The 14,285-nt window shown below is 71.1% G+C and carries 15 protein-coding genes; 8 read left to right on the top strand and 7 right to left on the bottom strand.

Annotation, left to right across the window (positions count from 1 at the left end; all coding sequences use genetic code 11):
- Window positions 1-3 precede the first annotated feature (3 nt).
- The 4 genes from hydA to ACXR2U_RS07495 form a co-directional block, all read right to left on the bottom strand.
- The gene (hydA, locus tag ACXR2U_RS07480) at window positions 4-1,413 is read right to left on the bottom strand and encodes a dihydropyrimidinase (RefSeq protein ID WP_458824337.1); all 1,410 of its coding nucleotides are present in this window, start codon (window positions 1,411-1,413) and stop codon (window positions 4-6) included.
- Entirely contained in the window at window positions 1,410-2,258 is an 849-nt protein-coding gene (locus ACXR2U_RS07485; RefSeq protein ID WP_458824338.1) for a nitrilase-related carbon-nitrogen hydrolase, read from the bottom strand. The genes hydA and ACXR2U_RS07485 overlap by 4 nt, the downstream gene beginning before the upstream one ends.
- A gap of 66 nt (window positions 2,259-2,324) precedes the next feature.
- Window positions 2,325-3,677, bottom strand: a complete 1,353-nt coding sequence (locus ACXR2U_RS07490; protein ID WP_458824339.1) for an aminotransferase class III-fold pyridoxal phosphate-dependent enzyme — start codon at window positions 3,675-3,677, stop codon at window positions 2,325-2,327.
- A gap of 10 nt (window positions 3,678-3,687) precedes the next feature.
- On the bottom strand, window positions 3,688-5,181 hold the full coding sequence (locus tag ACXR2U_RS07495; RefSeq protein ID WP_458824340.1) for a CoA-acylating methylmalonate-semialdehyde dehydrogenase: 1,494 nt from the start codon (window positions 5,179-5,181) through the stop codon (window positions 3,688-3,690).
- Between the two features lie 61 nt (window positions 5,182-5,242).
- Here ACXR2U_RS07495 and ACXR2U_RS07500 point away from each other — a divergent pair, with 61 nt between their 5' ends.
- The 4 genes from ACXR2U_RS07500 (at window position 5,243) to speB (ending at window position 8,774) form a co-directional block, all read left to right on the top strand.
- Window positions 5,243-6,601 (top strand): aminotransferase-like domain-containing protein, encoded by a 1,359-nt coding sequence (locus ACXR2U_RS07500; RefSeq protein ID WP_458824341.1) that lies wholly within the window; start codon window positions 5,243-5,245, stop codon window positions 6,599-6,601.
- A 109-nt stretch (window positions 6,602-6,710) separates the two neighbouring features.
- On the top strand, window positions 6,711-7,136 hold the full coding sequence (locus tag ACXR2U_RS07505) for a hypothetical protein (protein ID WP_458824342.1): 426 nt from the start codon (window positions 6,711-6,713) through the stop codon (window positions 7,134-7,136).
- A gap of 36 nt (window positions 7,137-7,172) precedes the next feature.
- Window positions 7,173-7,706, top strand: a complete 534-nt coding sequence (locus ACXR2U_RS07510; RefSeq protein WP_458824343.1) for a DinB family protein — start codon at window positions 7,173-7,175, stop codon at window positions 7,704-7,706.
- A 42-nt stretch (window positions 7,707-7,748) separates the two neighbouring features.
- Complete coding sequence (gene speB / locus ACXR2U_RS07515; RefSeq protein WP_458824344.1) at window positions 7,749-8,774, top strand: agmatinase; 1,026 nt, start codon at window positions 7,749-7,751, stop codon at window positions 8,772-8,774.
- Window positions 8,775-8,787: 13 nt separating this feature from the next.
- Here speB and ACXR2U_RS07520 read toward each other — a convergent pair whose 3' ends face one another.
- Together ACXR2U_RS07520 and ACXR2U_RS07525 are read right to left on the bottom strand one after the other, a co-directional pair.
- On the bottom strand, window positions 8,788-9,048 hold the full coding sequence (locus ACXR2U_RS07520; protein WP_458824345.1) for a hypothetical protein: 261 nt from the start codon (window positions 9,046-9,048) through the stop codon (window positions 8,788-8,790).
- A 50-nt stretch (window positions 9,049-9,098) separates the two neighbouring features.
- Complete coding sequence (locus ACXR2U_RS07525; protein ID WP_458824346.1) at window positions 9,099-10,793, bottom strand: sodium:solute symporter family protein; 1,695 nt, start codon at window positions 10,791-10,793, stop codon at window positions 9,099-9,101.
- Window positions 10,794-10,866: 73 nt separating this feature from the next.
- On the opposite strand from ACXR2U_RS07525, the gene ACXR2U_RS07530 reads away from it, so the two are divergent.
- From ACXR2U_RS07530 to ACXR2U_RS07545, 4 genes are all read left to right on the top strand, one after another.
- On the top strand, window positions 10,867-11,688 hold the full coding sequence (locus ACXR2U_RS07530; RefSeq protein ID WP_458824347.1) for an LLM class F420-dependent oxidoreductase: 822 nt from the start codon (window positions 10,867-10,869) through the stop codon (window positions 11,686-11,688).
- Between the two features lie 66 nt (window positions 11,689-11,754).
- Window positions 11,755-12,003, top strand: a complete 249-nt coding sequence (locus tag ACXR2U_RS07535; protein ID WP_458824348.1) for a hypothetical protein — start codon at window positions 11,755-11,757, stop codon at window positions 12,001-12,003.
- Between the two features lie 129 nt (window positions 12,004-12,132).
- A complete protein-coding gene (locus ACXR2U_RS07540) occupies window positions 12,133-12,594 on the top strand; it encodes a hypothetical protein (protein WP_458824349.1) in 462 nt (153 codons plus the stop codon).
- Window positions 12,564-12,875 (top strand): hypothetical protein, encoded by a 312-nt coding sequence (locus tag ACXR2U_RS07545; protein ID WP_458824350.1) that lies wholly within the window; start codon window positions 12,564-12,566, stop codon window positions 12,873-12,875. Before ACXR2U_RS07540 ends, ACXR2U_RS07545 begins: the two co-directional genes overlap by 31 nt.
- A gap of 62 nt (window positions 12,876-12,937) precedes the next feature.
- Here the strand turns inward: ACXR2U_RS07545 and ACXR2U_RS07550 are convergent, their stop codons facing one another.
- Entirely contained in the window at window positions 12,938-14,161 is a 1,224-nt protein-coding gene (locus tag ACXR2U_RS07550; RefSeq protein ID WP_458824351.1) for a S53 family peptidase, read from the bottom strand.
- Between the last annotated feature and the right edge of the window lie 124 nt (window positions 14,162-14,285).

The following is a 14,285-nucleotide window of genomic DNA, read 5'->3' on the forward strand; positions in this document are numbered from 1 at the left end:
CCCTCAGCGCAGGTAGGTCGAAAGGCCGCGGGAGACGTACTTGCCGTGGCTCTTGGTGCCGAGGTACTGCCCGCCGTCGATGATCTTCGTGCCGCGGGAGATGACGGTCTTGACGCCGCCGTCGACGGTCCAGCCCTCGTACGCGGAGTAGTCGAGGTTCATGTGGTGGGTCTCGACCGAGATGCGGGTCTTGGCCTTCGGGTCGTAGACCACGACGTCGGCGTCGGAACCCGGGGCGATCACGCCCTTCTGCGGGTACATGCCGAACATCCGCGCGGGCGTCGTGGAGCACGTCTCGACCCAGCGCGCGAGGGAGAGCTGCTCGTCGACGACGCCTTGGTAGATGAGGTCCATGCGGTGCTCGACGGACCCGATGCCGTTGGGGATCTTGCTGAAGTCGCCGATCCCCATCTCCTTCTGGTCCTTGAAGCAGAACGGGCAGTGGTCGGTGGAGACGACCGCGAGGTCGTCGGTGCGCAGGCCACGCCAGAGGTCGCGCGCGTGGTCCTCGTGCTTGCTGCGCAACGGCGTCGAGCACACCCACTTGGCGCCCTCGAAGCCCGGCGCGCCGAGTTGGTCCTCCAGGGTCAGGTACAGGTACTGGGGGCAGGTCTCGGCGAAGACGTTGGCGCCGCGGGAACGGGCGGCCGAGACCTCGGCGAGCGCCTGGGTGGCCGACATGTGCACGACGTACAGGGGTGTCCCGCCCGCGACCTCGGCCAGGACGATGGCGCGGTGGGTGGCCTCGGCCTCCAGCAGTGCCGGCCGGCTGATGCCGTGGTGGATCGGGTCGGTCTGGCCACGGGCGAGCGTCTGCTTGACGATCTCGTCGATGGCGATGCCGTTCTCGGCGTGCATCATGATCATCGCGCCGTTGCCGCTCGCCTGCTGCATCGCCCGCAGGATCGCGGCGTCGTCGCTGTAGTAGACGCCGGGGTAGGCCATGAACAGCTTGAACGAGGTGACGCCTTCGTGGTCGACGAGTTGGTCCATCGCCTTGAGGGCGTCGTCGTCGACCCCGCCGAGGATCATGTGGAAGCCGTAGTCGATCGCGCTGTTGCCGGCGGCCTTCTCGTGCCACACGCCGAGTTGCTCGGGCACGATCTGCCCGGGGGTCTGGATCGCGAAGTCGATGATCGTGGTCGTCCCGCCCCACGCGGCGGCGCGGGTGCCGGTCTCGAAGGTGTCGCTCGCGGTGGTGCCGCCGAACGGCATCTGCATGTGGGTGTGGGCGTCGATGCCGCCCGGTACGACGTAACACCCGGTGGCGTCGACGGTCTCGTCGACGGTGAAGTCGGCGCCGAGGCCGGGGGACAGGACGGCCGCGATGGTCTCGCCGTCGAGCAGGACGTCGGCCGGGGCGGCACCGGTGGCCGAGACCACCGTGCCGCCGCTGACCAGCGTGCGGCTCACGGGCGCACGGTCCGCGTGTAGCTCTCCGGCCGACGGTCGCGGTAGAACTGCCAGTCGTTGCGGGTGCGGGTGATCTCGTCGAAGTCGAGGTCGCGGATGACGATCTCCTCCTTCGACGTCGAGGCGATCTCGCCGACGTAGTTGCCGCGGGGGTCGACGAAGTAGCTGGAGCCGTAGAACTCGACGGCGTCGTCACCGAACTCGTCGAACTCGCGGCCGATGCGGTTGTTGGCGGCCACGAAGTACTGGTTCGCGGCGGCAGCCGCCGGCTGCTCCAGCTCCCACAGCCGGTTCGAGAGGCCCGGCTTGGTGGCCGAGGGGTTGAACACCAGCTGGGCGTTGCCGAGGCCGAGTTCGCGCCACCCCTCCGGGAAGTGCCGGTCGTAACAGATGTAGACACCGACCCGGCCGACCGCGGTGTCGAACACCGGGTAGCCCTGGTTGCCGGGCCGGAAGTAGAACTTCTCCCAGAACTGCGGGAGGTTCGGGATGTGGTGCTTGCGGTAGGTGCCGAGCAGCGAGCCGTCGGCGTCGACCACCGCGGCGGTGTTGTAGTACTCGCCCTCGTTGGCCACCTCGTAGATCGGCAGCACCATGACCATGCCGAGCTCGGCTGCCACCGCCTGGAAGCGCTCGACCGTGGGGCCGGGGATCGACTCCACGTAGGCGTAGTACTTCTGGTCCTGGATGATCCCGAAGTACGGACCGTAGAACAGCTCCTGGAAGCAGATCACCTGCGCCCCGCCGGCCGCGGCCTCGCGCGCCAGCTCTTCGTGCCGGTCGATCATCGAGGCCTTGTCGCCCGTCCACGCCACCTGCGTGACGGCCGCTCGGATGACGGTCATCGGTTTCTCCTTCGTCTCGAGGGGACGAGCCTGCCACCGGCTCGTGTCGGAGGGGTTACCGCGTGGCTACCGGGCACCCGTGTAGTGGGCGTCGGCGACGTCGAGGGCGGCGTCGAGCATGGCGAGGCCCTCACGGGCCTCGTCCGGGGTGATCGTGCACGGCGGCACGACGTGGGTGCGGTTGAAGTGCAGGAACGGCCACAGCCCCTGCTTCTTGCAGGCCGCGGCGAACTCGTTCATCGGGGCGGCCGACGCGCCGGCCGCGTTGAACGGCACGAGCGGTTCGCGGGTCGCGCGGTCCTTGACCAGTTCGACGGCCCAGAAGGTGCCCAGGCCACGGACCTCGCCGACGCTCGGGTGCTTCTCGGCGATCTCCGCCAGTGCCGGGCCGATGACCTGCTCGCCGATCGCTCGCGAGTTCTCGACGATCCCCTCTTCCTTGAAGATGGTGATGCTGGCGACGGCGCTGCCGCACGCGAGCGGGTGACCCGAGTAGGTCAGGCCGCCGGGGTAGGGGCGTTCGGCGAACGTCTCGCCGACCGCCCGCGACATCACGACACCGCCGAGCGGCACGTACCCGGAGTTGACGCCCTTGGCGAAGGTGATGAGGTCGGGCTGGACGTCCCAGTGGTGGATGGCCCACCACTCACCGCAGCGGGCGAAGCCCGCCATGACCTCGTCGGCGATGAGCAGGATGCCGTGCTCGTCGCAGATCTCGCGGACGCCCGCGAGATAACCCGGCGGCGGCACGAGGATGCCGTTGGTGCCCACGACCGGCTCGAGGATGATCGCGGCGACGGTGTGTCCGCCCTCGACCATGATCGTGTCGCGCAGGTGCTGCAGGGCGCGCTCGCACTCCTGCTCCTCGTTCTCCGCGTGGAACGCCGAGCGGTACGGGTACGGCCCCCAGAAGTGCACGATGCCCGGCACGACGTAGGGCTCGGTGCCCCAGCGGCGCGGGTCGCCGGTCAGGCCGATGACGCCGTGGGTGGCGCCGTGGTAGCTGCGGTAGGTCGCGAGCACCTTCGTGCGGCCGGTGTGCAGGCGCGCCATCCGGATGGCGTTCTCGTTGGCCTCGGCGCCCCCGTTGGTGAAGAACACCTGCGGCATGTCGCCCGGGGCGAGCTCGGCGATGAGGCGCGCGGCCTCGCTGCGCATGTCGTTGGCGAAGGTCGGCGCGACGGTGGTCAGCCGGCCCGCCTGCTCCTGGATGGCCGCGACCAGCTTCGGGTGCTGGTAGCCGATGTTGACGTTGACCAGCTGGCTGCTGAAGTCGAGGTAGCGGTTGCCGTCGAAGTCCTCGAAGTACACGCCGGACGCGCTCTTGATCGGCAGCGGGTCGATGAGCGCCTGTGCCGACCAGGAGTGGAAGACGTGCGCGCGGTCGTCGCGCCGGATCTGCTCTTCTTCGGGAGTCATGTCATGCCCTTCAGCGCGTACGCGGGAAGCCGAGATCGACGGTCGAGGTGGCGGGGTCCGGCCAGCGTGACGTGACGACCTTCCCACGGGTGTAGAAGGAGATCCCCTCCGGCCCGTACATGTGGGTGTCGCCGAACAGGGAGGCCTTCCAGCCGCCGAAGGAGTAGTAGCCGACCGGCACGGGGATCGGCACGTTGACGCCGACCATGCCCGCTTCGACCTCGTACTGGAACTGGCGGGCCGCGCCGCCGTCGCGGGTGAAGATGGCCGTGCCGTTGCCGAACTCGTTGTCGTTGACCAGCTTCACGGCGTCGCTGTAGGTGTCCTGCCGGACCACGCACAGCACCGGGCCGAAGATCTCGTCGGTGTAGACGGACATGTCGGGGGTGACGTGGTCGAGGAGGGTGACGCCGAGGAAGAAGCCGTCACCCTCGGGGAGGTCGGCCTCACGGCCGTCGACGACGACCGTTGCACCGGCATCCGATCCCTGCCCGATGTATGACGCCACGCGGTCGCGCGCCTCCTTCGTGATGAGCGGGCCCATCTCGGAGTCCGGGTCGGTACCGATGCCGATGCGCAGCTTGGGCAACCGGGCGGCGATGGCGTCGACGAGACGGTCGCCGACGTCGCCGACCGCGACCGCGACGCTGACGGCCATGCACCGTTCGCCGGCGCTGCCGTACGCCGCGGACACCGCGGCGTCGGCGGCCATGTCGACGTCGGCGTCGGGCAGCACGACCATGTGGTTCTTCGCGCCGCCGAGGGCCTGCACCCGCTTGCCGTGGGTCGTGCCGGTCTCGTAGATGTAGCGGGCGATCGGCGTGGAACCGACGAAGCTCACGGCCGCGACGTCGGGGTGCACCAGCAGAGCGTCGACGGCTTCCTTGTCGCCCTGGACGACGGTGAACACGCCGTCGGGCAGGCCCGCCCGCTTCCAGAGGTCGGCGATGAACAACGAGGCCGACGGGTCCTTCTCGCTGGGCTTGAGCACGAACGCGTTGCCGCAGGCGATGGCGTTGGCGCACATCCACAGCGGGACCATGGCCGGGAAGTTGAACGGCGTGATGCCGGCGACCACGCCCAGCGGCTGGCGCATCGAGTAGACGTCGACACCGGTGCTCGCCTGCTCGCTGAACCCGCCCTTGAGCAGTTGCGGCACCCCGCACGCGAACTCGACGTTCTCCAGCGCGCGGGCGAGTTCGCCGCCGGCGTCGCCGAGGACCTTGCCGTGCTCGGCGGTGATGACCGCCGCGAGGTCGTCGGTGTGCTGGTGCAGCAACTCCCGGAACGCGAACAGGACCGCGCTGCGCCGCGAGAGCGAACTGTGCCGCCACTCGGCGGCGGCCGCCTTCGCGGTCGCGACCGCGGCGTCGACCTCGGCGGTGCTGGCGAGGTCGACGTCCTTCGTGTGCTCGCCGGTGGCGGGGTCGTACACCGGTGCGGTGCGGCCGGAGCCGCCCTCGTGGTTCCGACCGTCGATCCAGTGGTTCACGCGCGCGACCATGCCCCGACCGTAACGTCACAGATCTGGTGCGTACAAGGCACCTTTTGTACTGTCACGAACCGTGGACACCGGCGTGCTGGGGGAGCTCGAGCAGCGCCTGGACGGGTCCTCCGCCCGTGCGCTCGCCGACGCCGTCGTGGCCGCCATGGCCGACGACGTGCTCGTCGCCGGCACCCGGCTGCCCCCCATCCGCACCGTCGCCCGCGAACTGGGACTGTCCCCGACCACGGTGAGTGCCGCCTGGGCGTTGCTGCGGCGTTCGGCGACCATCCGCACCGACGGCCGTCGGGGCACGGTCGTGGTCGGGCGCCGCTCCGACGCCGACTCGCGCTACCGCCTCGCCGTCGACCACGCCACGACCTTCGCGCTCGACCTGTCGACGGGCGTCCCGGACGAACGCCTGCTCCCTGACCTGCGCCCGGCCCTGCGGTCGCTGTCGGCGCGGGCCACGCGGGCGAGCTACCTCGACGACGCCGTGCTGCCGGAGCTCGTCGACCTGCTGCGCGCCGACTGGCCCCACGCCGTCGAGGACATCTCGATCCACGACGGCGCGATGGACGCGCTCGAACTCGTCGCGCGCGCGGTGGTCGCGTTCGGGGACCGGGTGGTCGTGGAGAACCCCGGGTTCCCGCCGTTGGTCGACCTGCTCGAGTCGCTGGGTGCGACCCTCGTGCCCGTGCCGGTCGACGACGCCGGTCTGCGCGCCGACGCGCTCGCCGCGGCCCTGCGCACCCCGGTGACGGCGGTGTTCCTGCAGCCGCGGGCGCACAACCCGACCGGGGTGTCGCTGACGCCCGCGCGGGAGCAGGAGTTGGCGTCGGTGGTGCAGGGGGCTCCCGGCACCTGGGTGGTGGAGGACGACTCGGCGGGTGCGGTGGCGTCGTCGGACGACGCGAGCCTCGGTCGGTACGTCCCCGACCAGGTGGTGCACGTCCGCAGCTTCGCCAAGTCGCACGGCCCGGACCTGCGGTTGGCGGCGCTCTCGGCGCCGCCGCCGCTCGCCGACCGGCTGACGGCCGCGCGGCGGCTGGGCCAGGGGTGGACCTCGCGACTGTTGCAGCAGGTGCTGATCGGGCTGCTCACCCGGGACGCGTCGGTGGCCTCGGTCGCCGCCGCCCGTGCGGAGTACCGCCGCCGTCGGCACGCCCTCGTCGGGGCGCTCGCGCGCCGCGGGGTCGAGGTCGGCGGCGGCGACGGGATCAACCTGTGGCTGCCGGTGGCCGACGAGACGGCCGCGGTGGTCCGGCTCGCGGCGCGGGGCATCGGCGTCGCGCAGGGCACGCCGTTCTTCGTGGCGGGCGGACCACCGCACGTCCGCGTGACGTGCGGGTTGTTCGCCGGCGTCGGCGACGACCTCGAACGGCTCGCGGACGAGCTCGCGGCGGCCAGCCGGGTCGGGGCGTGGTCGGGGCGGCGCTGATCGCCTCGCTGTCAAGTCCGGAACCCGTTCTGTGGACGGCCGTCGCTGCCTGTCCACAGACACGCATTGCTCGTTGCGACAAGGGTTTCCCGCTGCCTAGCGTCGTGCCATGACCGCCACCGCGACCCTCACCCCACCCGTCCTGTACCTCGTCCCGGGCACCGCCCGCCGGCGTCCGCCGGGGCGGCGCGCCGCCCCGGCCACGTTCCCCGGAGCGGTGTCGGCGCTCGCGGCGCTCGCCACGTCCCGCGTGGTCGGCACACTGTTCGCCGGCACCGCCGTCGAGGTCGCCCGGGCCCTCGGCCAGCGCGCCCCGTGGCTCGCGCGCCGTGGTCGGCCCGAGGTGTGGGCCGCGGCCATCGCCTTCCTGGTGGCCGAGGAGGCGGAGTTGTTCGACTACGCGTACTGCGGCACCCGCACCTCGGTCGCCCGGGACCTGGGCTCGTCGTTGCCGACCCTGCGGCGTCGGGTCGCGGCCATCCGCGAGGCGCTCGACCCGCTCGTGCTCGACCTGCCCGCACCCGATCTCGGGTGACGAGCCGGGTCGCCCGCCCGTCGTAGCCTCAGGCCTGTGACCGAGCCGCCCGCCCCGCCTCCGGAGACCACCGACTGGACGTTCGTCATCGAGACACCGTGCGCCGAGTGCGGCTTCGACCCGGCGGGCGTCGACGTCCACCACGGGTTGGGGGAACGCATCACCACGGCCGCCGCCACGTTGGCCCGTGCCGCGCAGGCACCGGGTGGGAGCGACCGGCCGGCGCCGCTGGTGTGGTCGCCGGTGGAGTACGCGGCGCACGTCCGCGACACCTGCACGGTCTTCGGTGGCCGGGTCGACCTCATGCGGGCCGAGGACGGCGTGCGGTTCCCGAACTGGGACCAGGACGCCGCGGCGGTCGAGGGCCGGTACTGGGAACTGGACCCCGCGGACCTGGCGGGAGACCTCACCGCCGGCGCCGCGGCGATCGCGGCGCGGTTCGCGGAGTTGGGCGCGTCGGAGTGGGCGCACCGCGGCCTGCGGTCGAACGGGTCGGCCTTCACGGTCGAGACCCTCGCCGTCTACTTCCTGCACGACCTCGAGCACCACGTGCACGACGTGCGCGGCTGACGCTCCCCGCCGCCGGAGTTCGCGCGCCTAGTGTTGCGGTCCATGGCGCGTTACGGAGCGATGTTCGGGCCCGACATCACCTTCCTCGGGGTCGACCGGTGCGACTGGGCGGACACCTCGACCTACGCCGACGCCGACGTCGTGATCCTCGGGGCGCCGTTCGACGGCGGTACGTCGCACCGGTCGGGGACCCGCTTCGGGCCGCAGTACATCCGCCAGACCTGCTACCTCCCGCACGACGGCAGTCGACCCAGCCTGGCCATGCGCGTCGACGGCCTGCAGGACCTGCGGGTGTACGACGCCGGCGACGTCGAGATGTTCGCAGGCGACGCCGAACGCTCGGTCCGTGACCTGCAGGAGGCGGTGTACGCCGTCACCCGCGCCGGGGCGATCCCCCTCGTGCTCGGCGGCGACCACACCATCGCCTGGCCGGACGCCGCGGGCGTGGCGCAGCACCTCGGCCAGGGCCGGGTCAGCATGATCCACTTCGACGCGCACGCCGACACCGGCGACGTCGAGTTCGGCTCGCTGATCGGTCACGGCCAACCGATGCGACGCCTCATCGAGTCCGGAGCGGTCCGCGGCGACCGCTTCCTGCAGATCGGCCTGCGGGGGTACTGGCCGCCGCCGGAGACCCTGGACTGGATGGCCGGCCAGCGGATGCGCTCGTACGAGATGACCGAGGTCGTGCACCGCGGGCTCGACGCCTGCCTCACCGAGGCGTCCGGCATCGCCACCGACGAGTGCGACGGCGTGTTCCTGTCGATCGACATCGACGTCTGCGACCCCGGCCACGCCCCCGGCACAGGAACCCCCGAGCCGGGCGGGCTGACCTCACGGCAACTGCTCGACAGCGTGCGGCGCCTCGCCTACGAACTCCCGGTCGTGGGCATGGACGTCGTCGAGGTGTCGCCGCCGTACGACCACGCCGAGATCACGTCGTTCCTCGCCAACCGGGTCGTGCTCGAGGCACTCACCGGGATGGCGAGACGGCGACGCGACGCGGCCGACGGCACCACCTGGGACCCGGCGCAGCCGCTGCTCGCCGACCGCCGCACCGCGGACTGAGGCCGCCGCCGGGCTACGGGGCGTCGTCGTCCGGCGCGGCCTTCGGCACCACCGGCCGCAGCAGGCACCAGCCGATGAAGAACGCGGCCAGCGCCAGCATCCCGATGCCCGCCCAGAGGTTGACGTTGACCCCGCCGGCGCGGTCGGAGTCGGCGTCGGTGAACGACACCAGCCCGATGACCAGGCAGACGACGCCGTAGACGGCGAACAACACGCCGATGATGGTGCGCAGGTCGAACAGCGTGTCGGTGACGCGACGACGTGGGGTCGGCACGGCGGCCTCCTCGGACGGGGTGCGGTCGGCGTTCACAGCGCGGTCGGCGTTCACAGGGCGACCTGGAACACGAGGTAGCCCGCGGCGCTCATCGCGAGCACGGCCACGGACAGCACGATCGGGTTGCGGTACCAGCCGGGTTCGGCCGCCACGGCGAGATCGGCCTTCGGGGTCACGGACCGGACCAGGCCGACCAGTTCGCTGTCGGGCTTCGGTGTCCCCATCCGCGACACGATCCACGCGACGATCAACGCGAGCACGAATCCCACGCCGCCACCGACGAAACTCGAACCCTGACCCGAGAAGTCGAACACGCCCGCGCGGTTCATGATGAACACGATGACCGCGCCGACCGTCCCGGCGAGCAGCCCGGCGAACCCGGCGCTGCCGGTCATCCGCTTCCACAGCAGGCCGAGGATGAACACCGCGAACAGCGGGACGTTGAAGAAGGAGAACAACGTCTGGATGTAGTCCATGATGTTGTTGAAGCCCGCGGCGATGAACGCGGTGCCGATCGCGAGCGCCGTGCCGCCGACCGTGACCAGCCGCCCGATCCGCAGGTAGTAGCTGTCGGGACGGTCCGGGCGCACCCAGTCCTGCCAGATGTCGTAGGTGAACACGGTGTTGAAGCTGCTGACGTTGGCGGCCATGCCGGCCATGAACGAGGCCAGCAACCCGGCGAGCGCGACACCGAGGAACCCGTTCGGCAGCAGTTCGCGCAGCAGCAGCGGCACGACGTCGTTGTACTCGAACTGTGAGGGCATCCCCTGCCGCAGTGAGGCGATCCCCGGGATCAGGACGGCGGCGATCATGCCGGGGATGACGATGATCAACGCGATGAGGACCTTCGGGATCGCGGCGATGAGCGGGGTGCGCTGGGCCGCCGACGCGCTACCCGCCGAGAACGCCCGCTGCACCTCGGCGAAGTTGGTGGTCCAGTACCCGAAGGAGGTGACGAACCCCAGGCCGAGCACCACGCCGATCACCGAGCCGACCGAACTGCCGATGCCGGTGAGTTCGTGCGCCGGGAACGGCGACAGGCTCGCCGAACCGTTCGGCTGCGCCGCGAACTTCTCGGTCAACCCGTGCCAGCCGCCGACCCGCTTCAGGCCGATCAGGGTCACCGGGATCATCGCCACGACGATGACGAAGAACTGCAGCACCTCGTTGTAGATCGCGGCCGACAACCCGCCGAGGAACGTGTAGGCGAGCACGACGATCCCGGCCGCGACGATGGCGAGCCAGGTCGGCCAGCCGAGCAGGGCGTTGACCACGATGGCCATGGCGTAGAGGTTGACTCCGGCGAGCAGGACCGAGGCCAGGGCGAACAGCACCGCCTGCAGGCGTTGGGTCTTGCGGTCGAAGCGCCGGGCGAGGAACTCGGGAACGCTGCGGACCTTCGCGCCGTAGTAGAACGGCATCATGAACAGCCCGAGGAACACCATCGCGGGGATGGCGCCGATCCAGTAGTAGTGGAACGTCTGCTCGCCGTACTGCGCGCCGTTCGCGGTCTGCCCGAGCAACTCGGTCGCCCCGAGGTTCGCGGACATGAACGCGAGCCCGGTGATCCAGGCCGGCAGGCTCCGGCCCGACAGCAGGAAGTCCAGGCTGCTGGACACGCTGCGGCGGGCGATGAGCCCGATGCCCAGCACCAGGGCGAAGTAGACCCCGATGAGGGCGTAGTCGACGGGTTGCGCGTCGATGCGCAACGGCGTCGCCAGGTAGACGGTGGCGGCGTCGGACACGGCACTCCTCTGTGGCGGGACGACGGGCGGCGGTGGCGTTGTGAACGCGAACACGAACGCGGGGAGAGACCTTATGCCCCTTTGGCCCGAATGGCGAGGGGGCTCCCCGGCGGGCATCATCACCGGTGTGACCGTGCGCATCGCAGTGCAGCTGCAACCCCAACACGCCGACTACGTCGCGATCCGGGAGGCCCTGAAGCAGGCCGAGGACCTCGGCGCCGACGTCGCCTTCAACTGGGACCACTTCTTCCCGCTGTCCGGCGATCCCGACGGCCTGCACTACGAGTGCTGGACGATGTTGGGTGCCTGGGCCGAGCAGACCTCCCGCATCGAGATCGGTGCGCTGGTGACCTGCAACAGCTACCGCAACCCCGACCTGCTGGCCGACATGGCCCGCACCGTCGACCACATCAGCGGCGGGCGGCTGATCCTCGGGATCGGCTCGGGCTGGAAGCAGAAGGACTACGACGAGTTCGGCTACGAGTTCGGCACCGCGGGTTCACGCCTGGACGACCTGGCCGCCGCGATCCCCCGCATCGAACGGCGCCTGGCCGCGGGCAACCCACCGCCCACCCGGGACGTCCCGGTGCTCATCGGCGGCGGCGGCCCGAAGAAGACCATCCCGCTGGTCGCGAAGCACGCCACCATCTGGCACACCTTCACCGACCTCGACGAGTTCACCGCCAAGGACGCCCTCCTGGTCGAGGAGTGCGCGCGGATCGGCCGCGACGCCGGCGAGATCGAACGCTCCGTCGGCGCCCCCGGTGACGGCCCCGGCGCCGACGCCGACGCGTTGGTCGAGGCCGGCGTCGGCATGTTCACCATCGGGGTGAGCGGCCCCGACTACGACCTGTCCACCCTGCGCGAGTGGGTCCGCTGGCGCGACGATCGCTGACCGGGACGCGAGCGGCGCGGGCGTCCTGGGTAGACGTCCGCCCTCGACCACGACGGCCCGGCGGCCGTGTTCGCGGTGCTGCTCATCATCGCGGTCCTCGTCCTCATCCTCGGTGTGCTCGCCGTGGTGGGCACCGCGGCGGTGGAACCGTTGCAGGCAGCACCGGGCGACACCGTCGAACGGGCCGAGGACCTCACGGTCTCCTCGACGGCCCAGGGCCCGGTCCCACTGCTGCTCGGGGCGGTCGCGGTGTGGGCGGCGGCGGCGCGGGCCAGGCGTCCGGAACGCCTCCTGGAGCGGTTGATCCGGGTGTGACCCGATCCGGCGGCGCACGGTAGCGCAGATCGGCGGCGGCGGTTCCGCGTCGTCCACAGGGCGGGGCGTCGTCCACAAATCAGCGGAACGCCCGCTCGGGCAGGCAGATCCTGCCTAGCGTCACCTCCCATGACGAAGCGAGTGCCGGCGCCGCCCCCGCCGGTCGACGACCTGCTGGCGTACAAGGTCGGCGGGATCTTCGAGGAACTGCACGACCTCGGGCGCACGCCCGGATCAGCGCGCGCCGCGGAGTCCGCCGCCTGCGACCTGATCAGCACCGTGGTCGATCACCGTCCGGACCAGTGGGCGGTGCTGCTCGAACTGCTGGGGTCGCGACCCGACCCGCTCACCTGCGCGCTCTACACCGCGATGAGCCTGGTGCTGACCGGTCCGCGGCGCGTCGAGGTCGCGCGCCGAGCGGCCCGGATGCGCTGCGATCTGCTGCCGCAGCCGTGGATGGACCACATCGGGGCTGCCCCCCGACCGGGCGTGCCGCCCGGGAACGGACCGACCGTGACACTCCGATCCGGCTGTTCCGGGAGCTCGAGTGGCTCATCGAGATGGACAACGGTCTCGAGCGGTACTGCCTGATGACCAACCAGGATCTCGACACCGGATCGCTCGGGTGGTGCTGCTTCTTCCCCGACCTCGACACGCTGGCGCACGGTGACGACGACGACCGGGTGCTGGCCGGTGAGCGGGTCGCCGTTCCACTCGACGAGGCGGTCGCGGGGATGCGCGCAGCCGTTGAACTACCCGGGATGTTCGGCAAGTCCACCACCGTCGGGTACCTGGGGCTGTGGGTGCGGTGGCAGCTCGCACGGATCGACCGGCCGGTCCTGCGGAACCTGCCGATGATCGAATACCGGTGACAGCGAAGGGCCCCGACCGCGTTCACGTGAACGCGGTCGGGGCCCGTCGGGTCAGCGGTCGATCAGAAGGCGCCGACACCCTTCGGGGTGCCGAGGCCGGTCGGGCCGTCGTAGCCCGAGACGCCGGTGCAGAGGTACTTGGTGCTGCAGCGCCCGTTGCTGCCGCTGGTCACGTCGTACAGCGAACCCGTGTTGCTGTAGGCAACGGACGCGGGGACGCCCGAGGTGTTGCCCGACCGGGCGTACACCGCGCCGATGATCGGCGCCGCCACGCTGGTGCCGCCGTACACGAACCAGTTCGCGCCGCCGCTGCTGCCGTAGCTGTCGTACACGGCCACGCCGGTGTTCGGGTCGGCCACCGCGGACACGTCCGCGACGGTGCGCTTGCTGCACCCGGTGTCGTGCTGCCAGGACGGCTTGCTGATGTAGCGCGAGCAGCCGCTGCCGGCGCCGCTCCAGGCCGTCTCGGTCTTGCGGGTGTTGTCGGAGTTCAGCACGAGGTTGGTGCCGCCGACCGCCGTGACGGTGTTGAACGAGGCCGGGCTCTGGACGCCGTAGCCGTCGTCGCCCGAGCTCACCGTGATCGCCACGCCCGGGTGGTTGTAGTAGCTGGCGTAGGCGGATTCCCCGGACGACTCCGAGCCGCCGTAGGAGTTCGAGACCACCTTCGCGCCCTTGGCCACGGCGGTGTTCACCGCGGTGCCGAGGTCGGCGAACGAGGTCGAGTTCGCACCCACGTAGACGATCGAGCAGCTCGGGCAGATCGCCGAGACCATCTCGAGGTCGAGCATCTCCTCGGAGCCCCAGCCGGTGTCGCCCGCGGGCAGCGTCGTGCCGCCGGTCTGGTTGTACTGGGTCAGGTTGGCCGTGCCGAGTCCGAACTGGGTGCGGTACGCGGCGAGGTCGGCGGCGGCGTTCGGGCTCGCGTACGCGTCGACGACCGCCACCGTGGCGCTGCCGGTCGCGCCGGCGAGGGCGTAGGCCGTCGTCAGCTGGGCGGGGGAGTACCCGCTCTGGTAGCTGGTCGTGGCGAGCGGCGTCGCGCCGTCGGTGGTGGTGACGACGTGGGCGTCGCACGCCACGTGGCCCTTCGCCGCGACCGAACAGACCCGCTTCTGGGCGTGCGGGGCGGTGAGCACGTGCGCGGCGGTGCCCGAGGGCGTGGCCGCGACGGGGGTGGCCGTCGCGGGCGTGGCGAGTGCGGTGACCGCGAGGCCCGCGGCGGCGAGGGTGGCGACCGCGGTGAGCGGGCGGCGCCACCGGGACGTGCGGACGGGTTCGGACACGGGGTCTCCCGGGGAACAGGTGCCGACGGGACGGCTCGGCAGGTCGGACATCCGTCCACAAGCGGACAGATGGGGTGATGCCGACATCCTGTCGGTTCTCAGCCCCGATAGCCGTTACCGTCGG

The organism is Jatrophihabitans sp. YIM 134969 (genome assembly GCF_054456675.1).

What these genes read in the sequence shown, in the direction of transcription:
- ACXR2U_RS07485 (WP_458824338.1), bottom strand. Translation starts at nt 2,258, where the DNA reads ATGACCGTCATCCGAGCGGCCGTCACGCAGGTGGCGTGGACGGGCGAC.
- ACXR2U_RS07490 (WP_458824339.1), bottom strand. Translation starts at nt 3,677, where the DNA reads ATGACTCCCGAAGAAGAGCAGATCCGGCGCGACGACCGCGCGCACGTC.
- ACXR2U_RS07495 (WP_458824340.1), bottom strand. Translation starts at nt 5,181, where the DNA reads ATGGTCGCGCGCGTGAACCACTGGATCGACGGTCGGAACCACGAGGGC.
- ACXR2U_RS07505 (WP_458824342.1), top strand. Translation starts at nt 6,711, where the DNA reads ATGACCGCCACCGCGACCCTCACCCCACCCGTCCTGTACCTCGTCCCG.
- speB (WP_458824344.1), top strand. Translation starts at nt 7,749, where the DNA reads ATGGCGCGTTACGGAGCGATGTTCGGGCCCGACATCACCTTCCTCGGG.
- ACXR2U_RS07530 (WP_458824347.1), top strand. Translation starts at nt 10,867, where the DNA reads ATGCCCCTTTGGCCCGAATGGCGAGGGGGCTCCCCGGCGGGCATCATC.
- ACXR2U_RS07540 (WP_458824349.1), top strand. Translation starts at nt 12,133, where the DNA reads ATGACGAAGCGAGTGCCGGCGCCGCCCCCGCCGGTCGACGACCTGCTG.
- ACXR2U_RS07545 (WP_458824350.1), top strand. Translation starts at nt 12,564, where the DNA reads ATGGACAACGGTCTCGAGCGGTACTGCCTGATGACCAACCAGGATCTC.